The 7287-nt window shown below is 40.9% G+C and carries 5 protein-coding genes; 2 read left to right on the top strand and 3 right to left on the bottom strand.

Features of this window, described 5'->3' with window-relative positions; translation table 11 throughout:
• Positions 1–105: 105 nt before the first annotated feature.
• From purU to gcvH, 3 genes are all read right to left on the bottom strand, one after another.
• Entirely contained in the window at positions 106–984 is an 879-nt protein-coding gene (gene purU / locus G322_RS0116015; RefSeq protein ID WP_022942733.1) for a formyltetrahydrofolate deformylase, read from the bottom strand.
• Positions 985–1227: 243 nt separating this feature from the next.
• Positions 1228–4128, bottom strand: coding sequence for an aminomethyl-transferring glycine dehydrogenase (gcvP, locus tag G322_RS0116010; RefSeq protein WP_022942732.1), 2901 nt, complete (start codon positions 4126–4128; stop codon positions 1228–1230).
• A 230-nt stretch (positions 4129–4358) separates the two neighbouring features.
• Positions 4359–4748, bottom strand: a complete 390-nt coding sequence (gene gcvH, locus G322_RS0116005; RefSeq protein ID WP_022942731.1) for a glycine cleavage system protein GcvH — start codon at positions 4746–4748, stop codon at positions 4359–4361.
• Between the two features lie 419 nt (positions 4749–5167).
• Here gcvH and G322_RS0116000 point away from each other — a divergent pair, with 419 nt between their 5' ends.
• Together G322_RS0116000 and gcvT are read left to right on the top strand one after the other, a co-directional pair.
• Positions 5168–5794: a helix-turn-helix domain-containing protein gene (locus tag G322_RS0116000; protein WP_022942730.1), complete on the top strand. Its 627-nt coding sequence runs from the start codon at positions 5168–5170 to the stop codon at positions 5792–5794.
• A gap of 20 nt (positions 5795–5814) precedes the next feature.
• Entirely contained in the window at positions 5815–6933 is a 1119-nt protein-coding gene (gene gcvT, locus G322_RS0115995; protein ID WP_022942729.1) for a glycine cleavage system aminomethyltransferase GcvT, read from the top strand.
• Positions 6934–7287: the final 354 nt, after the last annotated feature.

Here is a 7287-nt window from a genome sequence, read left to right as displayed (position 1 = left end):
CGCAGTACAAAACAAATAACCGTTTTGCTTATTACTCAATCATGCGCCTTGACCTTAGTAATTTACCCTGCGTAAAACCTGATCATTATATTAAGTGGAATGGTATTACTTAGCAAACACCACGGTTTTTTTACCATGTAAGAAAATACGATGTTCAATATGGTAACGTACCGCTCTAGACAGTGTCAGACATTCAATATCACGCCCCTTAGCAACTAAATCTTGTGGGTAATAGCAATGGTCAACGGTTTCAACGCCTTGGCTAATGATTGGCCCTTCATCGAGATCATCACTCACATAATGAGCCGTAGCGCCAACTAATTTAATGCCACGATCATAGGCTTGATGATAGGGCCTAGCGCCTTTAAAACCAGGTAGTAATGAATGATGAATATTGATCGCTTTACCGGCAAGATTTTTACTCATCTCACAAGATAACACTTGCATATACCGGGCTAACACCACGAGATCGGCTTCACAATCTTGGATAATCTGCCAAACTTTAGCTTCTTGTTGTGGTTTGGTTTCCTTGCTAATAGGCAGGTAGTAATAAGGAATATTATGCCATTTGGCCAGTTCTTCTAAATCAGGATGGTTAGATATTATTGCTGGAATTTCGATATTAAGATCGCCAGTGCGATAACGATACAATAAGTCATTAAGACAATGATCGTGTTTCGACACCATGATCACCACCTTCGATTTATAAGGGCTTGATGCTAATTGCCATTGCATTTCAAATGCACTGGCGCGTTGCTCAAATTGTTGGCAAAACGTGTCGCGGTTAAATTCTTTTGCTGTCTCGGCTCTAAACTCAATACGGATGAAAAAGCGACTTTCAGTCGTATCATCAAATGAGTGAATTTCATTAATATAAAAACCTTGCTCAAACAAAAATCGCGTAACCACATCAACGGTACCCGGTTGACTAGGACAGTCTGCAGTAATAATGTGCGTTTGTGGTACCGGCTTAATATTAGGCATTTCTAATCCTCAATGTTGAGTAACTACTCAGGTCGTTGCCATTTACGTTCTATTTTACATAAAGAACCTCAATTTCAGGAGGTGCTGAGTAGTTACAATTTTAATTTAAAAGCATAATCTGATGAACATAAAGCAAGGTATTAAAACTTTTTCTTCTAGCAGATTAAAGCTGATTCAAAAAATAACTAGCAACAAAAAAGGCGAGTCATTTCTGCTTCGCCTTTTCTTTAACTCTCTAAAAAATTAATCTTCCATATAACTTTCAATACTCGGACAAGAGCAGATCAAGTTTCTGTCGCCGTAGACGTTATCGACTCGATTAGAAGCAGGCCAGTATTTAGCGTCTTTCGTATGGCGCGATGGGAAACAGGCAAGCTCACGCGTGTAGTTATGTTCCCACTGCGTTTCCATCAAATCCACTTGGGTATGCGGTGCATTCACTAATGGATTATCTTCTAACGTCCACTCTCCCCCTTCAACCTGTTGTATTTCATGGCGAATGGCAATCATGGCATCACAGAAACGGTCTAGCTCAGCTAAGTCTTCCGATTCAGTCGGTTCAATCATTAACGTACCCGCAACAGGAAACGACATGGTTGGCGCATGAAAACCGTAATCCATCAGACGTTTGGCAATATCTTCACCTGAGATGCCAGAAGTAGCCTCAATCGGACGAATATCGATAATACATTCGTGCGCAACACGTCCCTTTTTACCAATGTATAAAACAGGATAATGAGGACGTAAACGCTCCATGACATAGTTGGCCGTTAATATTGCAAGCTTGGTCGCTTGTGTTAAACCCTGCTCGCCCATCATTGCAATGTAAGCATAAGAGATTGGCAAAATAGAGGCAGATCCTAATTCAGCGGCAGAAACAGCGTAATGTTTGCTCTGCGCAGATTCTGTGACTTCGATATGTCCCGGTAAAAAGGGAATAAGATGTGCTTTCACGCCAATAGGCCCCATCCCTGGACCACCGCCACCGTGAGGAATACAGAATGTTTTATGTAAATTAAGGTGTGAAACATCTGAGCCGATAAAGCCCGGACTGGTTAAACCAACCTGTGCATTCATGTTTGCACCATCAAGGTAAACTTGACCACCCGCTTCATGCACCCACTCACACACTTCCTGAATCGCTTCTTCGTAAACACCATGTGTTGACGGGTAAGTGATCATGATGCATGACAAATTATCACGATGCTTGTCGATTTTAGCTTTTAAGTCTACATGGTCGATATTACCTAACGCATCACAGCCAACGACGACCACTTTCATGGAAACCATCGAGGCCGACGCAGGATTTGTACCATGTGCAGAGCTTGGAATTAAACAGATATTTCTCTGCCCTTCACCACGGCTTTGATGATAACGCTGAATCGCAATTAACCCTGCGTATTCACCCTGTGCGCCAGAGTTTGGTTGCAGTGAGAAACCATCGTAACCCGTTATTTCACATAACATAGTAGAAAACTTTTCAGCTAACTCTTGATAACCAAAACTTTGCTCAGTAGGTGCAAAGGGGTGCAACTGTCCAAATTCAGGCCATGTGATCGGCAACATCTCAGCTGCCGCATTTAACTTCATAGTGCAGCTACCCAGCGGGATCATACCGTGTGTTAGCGAGTAATCTTTGTTCTCCAATTTTTTCATGTAACGCATCATTTGTGTTTCACTGTGATGCGCGCTGAAAATAGGGTGCTGTAAGTATTTACTGATTCGGCGACAACTTTGTGGAATGCCTGCAAACTCATCGATAGCTACTTGCGTTGTTAAATCAGCCACTTTTAAGGCTTTGCCAGTAATCACTAACAGTAGATCTTCAACATCCTTCGCCGTGGTGGTTTCATCGAGACTGATCCCCAATTGTACAGGCACATTATCCGCCGTTGGGAATTTACGTAGGTTCATGCCCTCTGCTAACGCACGATGATAGATAGCTTTGCTATGCTCTTTGGTATTTATCGTTAAAGTATCGAAGAAATGTTCATTTTCAAGTTCGATACCTTCAGAACGCAAACCAGTCGCTAAAATAGCGGTAAAATGATGCACCCGACGCGCTATTTTTCGTAGCCCTTCTGGTCCATGATACAACGCATAAAAGGCGGCCATATTGGCTAATAATGCTTGAGCGGTACAGATATTTGAGGTCGCTTTTTCACGACGAATATGCTGTTCACGCGTTTGCATTGCCATGCGCAGTGCAGGTTTGCCTTTGCTATCTTTAGAAACACCAATCACACGCCCCGGCATGGTACGTTTGAATTTGTTTTTGGTTGCCATGAACCCAGCATGTGGCCCACCAAAGCCCATCGGCACACCAAAACGTTGCGCACTACCAATCACTACATCGGCGCCCATTTCACCCGGGGCTTTTAACAACGTTAAGCTTAATAAGTCAGAAGCAACCGCCACTAAGGTCTTTTTAGCGTGTGCTTTTTCGATGGCATCGGTTAAATCTTGCACATTACCGGTGGTGCTTGGATACTGTAAAATAGCGCCAAACACATCATAATGATCAAGATCGTCAATATCACCAGTAACAATGTCATAACCGATATACTCAGCACGAGTGCGAATAACATCAATGGTTTGCGGGTGCAGTTGATTGCTCACGAAAAAGGTTTTACTTTTGTTTTTACCTGCACGTTTACACAAGGTCATCGCTTCTGCGGCGGCTGTTGCTTCATCGAGTAAAGAGGCATTAGCGATCTCCATTGCAGTAAGATCAATGATCATTTGCTGATAATTAAGCAGTGACTCTAAACGCCCCTGTGAAATCTCAGGTTGATAAGGCGTATATGCGGTGTACCAGCCCGGATTTTCTAATACATTACGCAACACCACATTGGGCACAAAGGTGTTGTAATAACCTTGACCAATAAAACTGCGATTAATGATATTTTTACTCGCAATCGCTTTTAGCGAAGTGAGCATATCCGCTTCACTTAATGCATCCGCTAATTGCATCTTTTTGGGCAAGCGAATAGCAGCAGGTACAGTTTCCTTGATAAGTTCATCAATACTGTTTACACCAATGGTTTGTAACATCTTTTTTTGTTGAGTCACATCGGGGCCATTGTGGCGAGAAGCAAAATCGTTATGATCACTTAATAGGTCAATAAGCGTGGTATCGGTCATGGTGTTTCCTAAGCAATTTACCGGTAACGACTTAGATCGTTGCCATTTAAGCCTACTTCTTGTTAAAAATGCTCATTTAGACGACTAAACTGCGCTTTTTCGCCTTGAGTTAAACATAAATGGCTTAGATCTAAGTATTTACAAAAAAATGCGTTTTAAATTTTAAAATGGATGAATCTTATTTTTACTTAAAAAAACGCAGACTAATCTGCGCTAAAAGATTGGCTTACTTAATCTTCATCTTCTTCTTCGTTAGCTGCTTGGTAAGCTTCGTTTGATAACAGATTATCAAGTTCGCTTGCATCACTCATTTTGATTTTAACAATCCAACCTGCTGAATGTGCAGATTCATTAATTAACTCAGGGCTATCTTCTAACTGTTCATTAATTTCAACAATTTCACCCGTTACGGGTGCATAAAGATCTGACGCAGCTTTAACAGATTCAACCAGTGAAAATGTTTCACCCGCTTCAACCTCATCACCCACTTCTGGCAGATCCACAAAAACCACATCACCTAAAAAACCTTGTGCTTGTTGAGAAATGCCCATAGTGACAGTACCATCACCGTTATCGAGTACCCATTCGTGCGTTTCAGTAAATTTTAATGTGTTTTTCATGTTTAATCCTTAACTCTTTTTAGTTGGTTTATATGGGATCACGAACGGCACCCGCCATTAATATTACATTAACAATTACAATGTAAAAAAGCAGTGTTTGCCTTTTGTTTCCTATAGTAAACAAAAGACGCGTCGCTACAGCAATCACACCTCACACGAACAATTAGATGCTTGAACGTTAGCTTTATCTTGCATTGAAGGTATTCACGCTGACTCAATTGTTGTAAATATTTTGTTATTATATGGGGATTATTAGATTCTGCTTGAACATAAGTTTCCAAAAGGAAACTTTGTTATGAAATTGTGACGCCGATCGATTATTGAGTAGGTTTTTTTACTGTGGATGTTTACTATGTAGATCATTATTATGGCGTCGCTGGCTCAGATAGCAAAATATAACGTACAGAAGGAAGGCTTATATGAGCGAAAAAATACAACAAGACATTTACCCCTCAATGATGATCTCAAGCCAAAATAAGGCTGAAAAAATTGCCCCCATCAAACTGGGAGAACGTTTAAAAGAGATCCGTAAATCACTGAATTTAACCTTAGAAGAAGCGAGCCAAAAAACAGGATTAGCGCGATCCACATTATCAAAAATAGAAAATGAACAGATCTCACCCACCTTTCAAGCAATGCAAAAATTAACCACGGGTTTAGAGATAGATCTTCCTCAACTGTTTACAACGCCGAAACAAGTAACAGCAACAGGTCGTCGTGATATCACCCGCAATGAAGAGGGTAAGGCACACCCCACCTCAACCTATGAGCATGAGTTGTTAGCCACACAACTTACCAACAAAAAAATGATGCCCTTTAAATCTAAAGTCAGAGCGAGAGATTTTAACGATTATTCAGATTGGATCCGCCACGATGGCGAAGAATTTTTATTAATATTAGCAGGTGAAATCACCTTCTTTTCTGAGTTTTATGAACCCGTTAATTTACAACAAGGAGATTCAGTTTATTACGATGCCAACATGGGTCACATGCTGATCTCAATTAGTGAGCAAGATGCGTTAATCTTATGGGTTACCGCCTCTTAATAAACATGGAGTATTAAATAATGTCAGAACAACTATTAACGACCCCCTTACATACTTTGCACACTGAAGCGGGTGCAAAAATGGTGCCCTTCGCAGGTTATGATATGCCTGTTCAATATAAATTAGGGGTTAAAAAAGAACACTTACATTGCCGTGCAGCCGCTGGTTTATTTGATGTCTCACACATGGGGCAATTACGTTTAATCGGTACTAACGCAGCAGCATTTATGGAAACATTAGTGCCCGTTGATATTATCGATTTGCCAACGGGCAAACAGCGTTACGCTTTTTTCACTAATGAACAGGGCGGTATTAGCGACGATTTAATGATCACTAATTTTGGCGATCACCTGTTTGTTGTCGTGAATGCGGCCTGTAAAGAGCAAGATATTAAACATCTACAAGCAAACTTGCCTGCAGATGTTGAGATGCAGTTAATTGAAGATCGCGCATTGTTAGCACTGCAAGGGCCAAAAGCCGTTGATGTATTAAGCAAACTAAACCCAGCGGTAGCAAACATGGTCTTTATGGATGCACTAAAATTAGAACTTGCTGGCGCTGAGTGTTATGTCAGTCGCTCAGGTTATACAGGTGAAGATGGCTATGAAATTTCAGTGCCTGCTGATGCAGCACAGAGATTAGCACAACAACTATTGAGCGATGATGATGTTCAGTGGGTTGGTCTAGGCGCGCGTGATTCATTACGTTTAGAATGTGGTTTATGTTTATACGGCCATGATTTAGACGAAACCACGACACCAGTAGAAGCGAGTTTATTATGGGGTATTAGTAAAAATCGTCGCAGTGATGGCGCGCGCGCAGGTGGATTCCCGGGGTGCGACATTATTCTTGAGCAGATAAAAACAAAACAGGTAAGCCGTAAACGTATTGGTTTAATTGGCGTCTCTAAAGCACCGGTACGTGAAGGCAGTAAACTGTTTGATGCACAAGGTAATGAGATAGGCATTGTTACCAGCGGCACTCACGGCCCCTCAATCGCTAAACCGGTGGCAATGGGTTATGTGAGCATTGAGTTTGCAACACTTGAAACTGAAGTTTTTGCTGAAGTACGTGGTAAAAAATTAGCCATGATAGTGAGTAAAATGCCTTTTGTCGCGCAGTCTTATTTTCGCGGTTAAACAATAACATTCATTTACTTCACTATTTTACACCTCTATTTTATCGCAATAAAATAGAGGTTTTTTAACTCACATCATAACCACAACCTTTTTACTGATAACGATAGCTATCCCCAAGCATTTTATTTCTAAAAGAAGAAAAGAAAATAAACTGTTTTTGCGTCGGCATGTATATTTGTAAACTTTTAGATGTAGGCAACTTAACTGGATTTCTCCGTTTTTTAGAGGAGGCGATAGAGTTATACCAATTACAGTAAATAGCTAATCTATTTTACTGGTTAAAATAACTCACTTCTGCGTTGTAAGTTTTGCAAAGGGAACAACCATTTACGTCAACTTACGCCTTAAATTTAG

It is taken from the genome of Psychromonas hadalis ATCC BAA-638 (genome assembly GCF_000420245.1).
Lineage (GTDB): Bacteria > Pseudomonadota > Gammaproteobacteria > Enterobacterales > Psychromonadaceae > Psychromonas > Psychromonas hadalis.
This window is presented reverse-complemented; position numbering and strand designations above follow the sequence as displayed.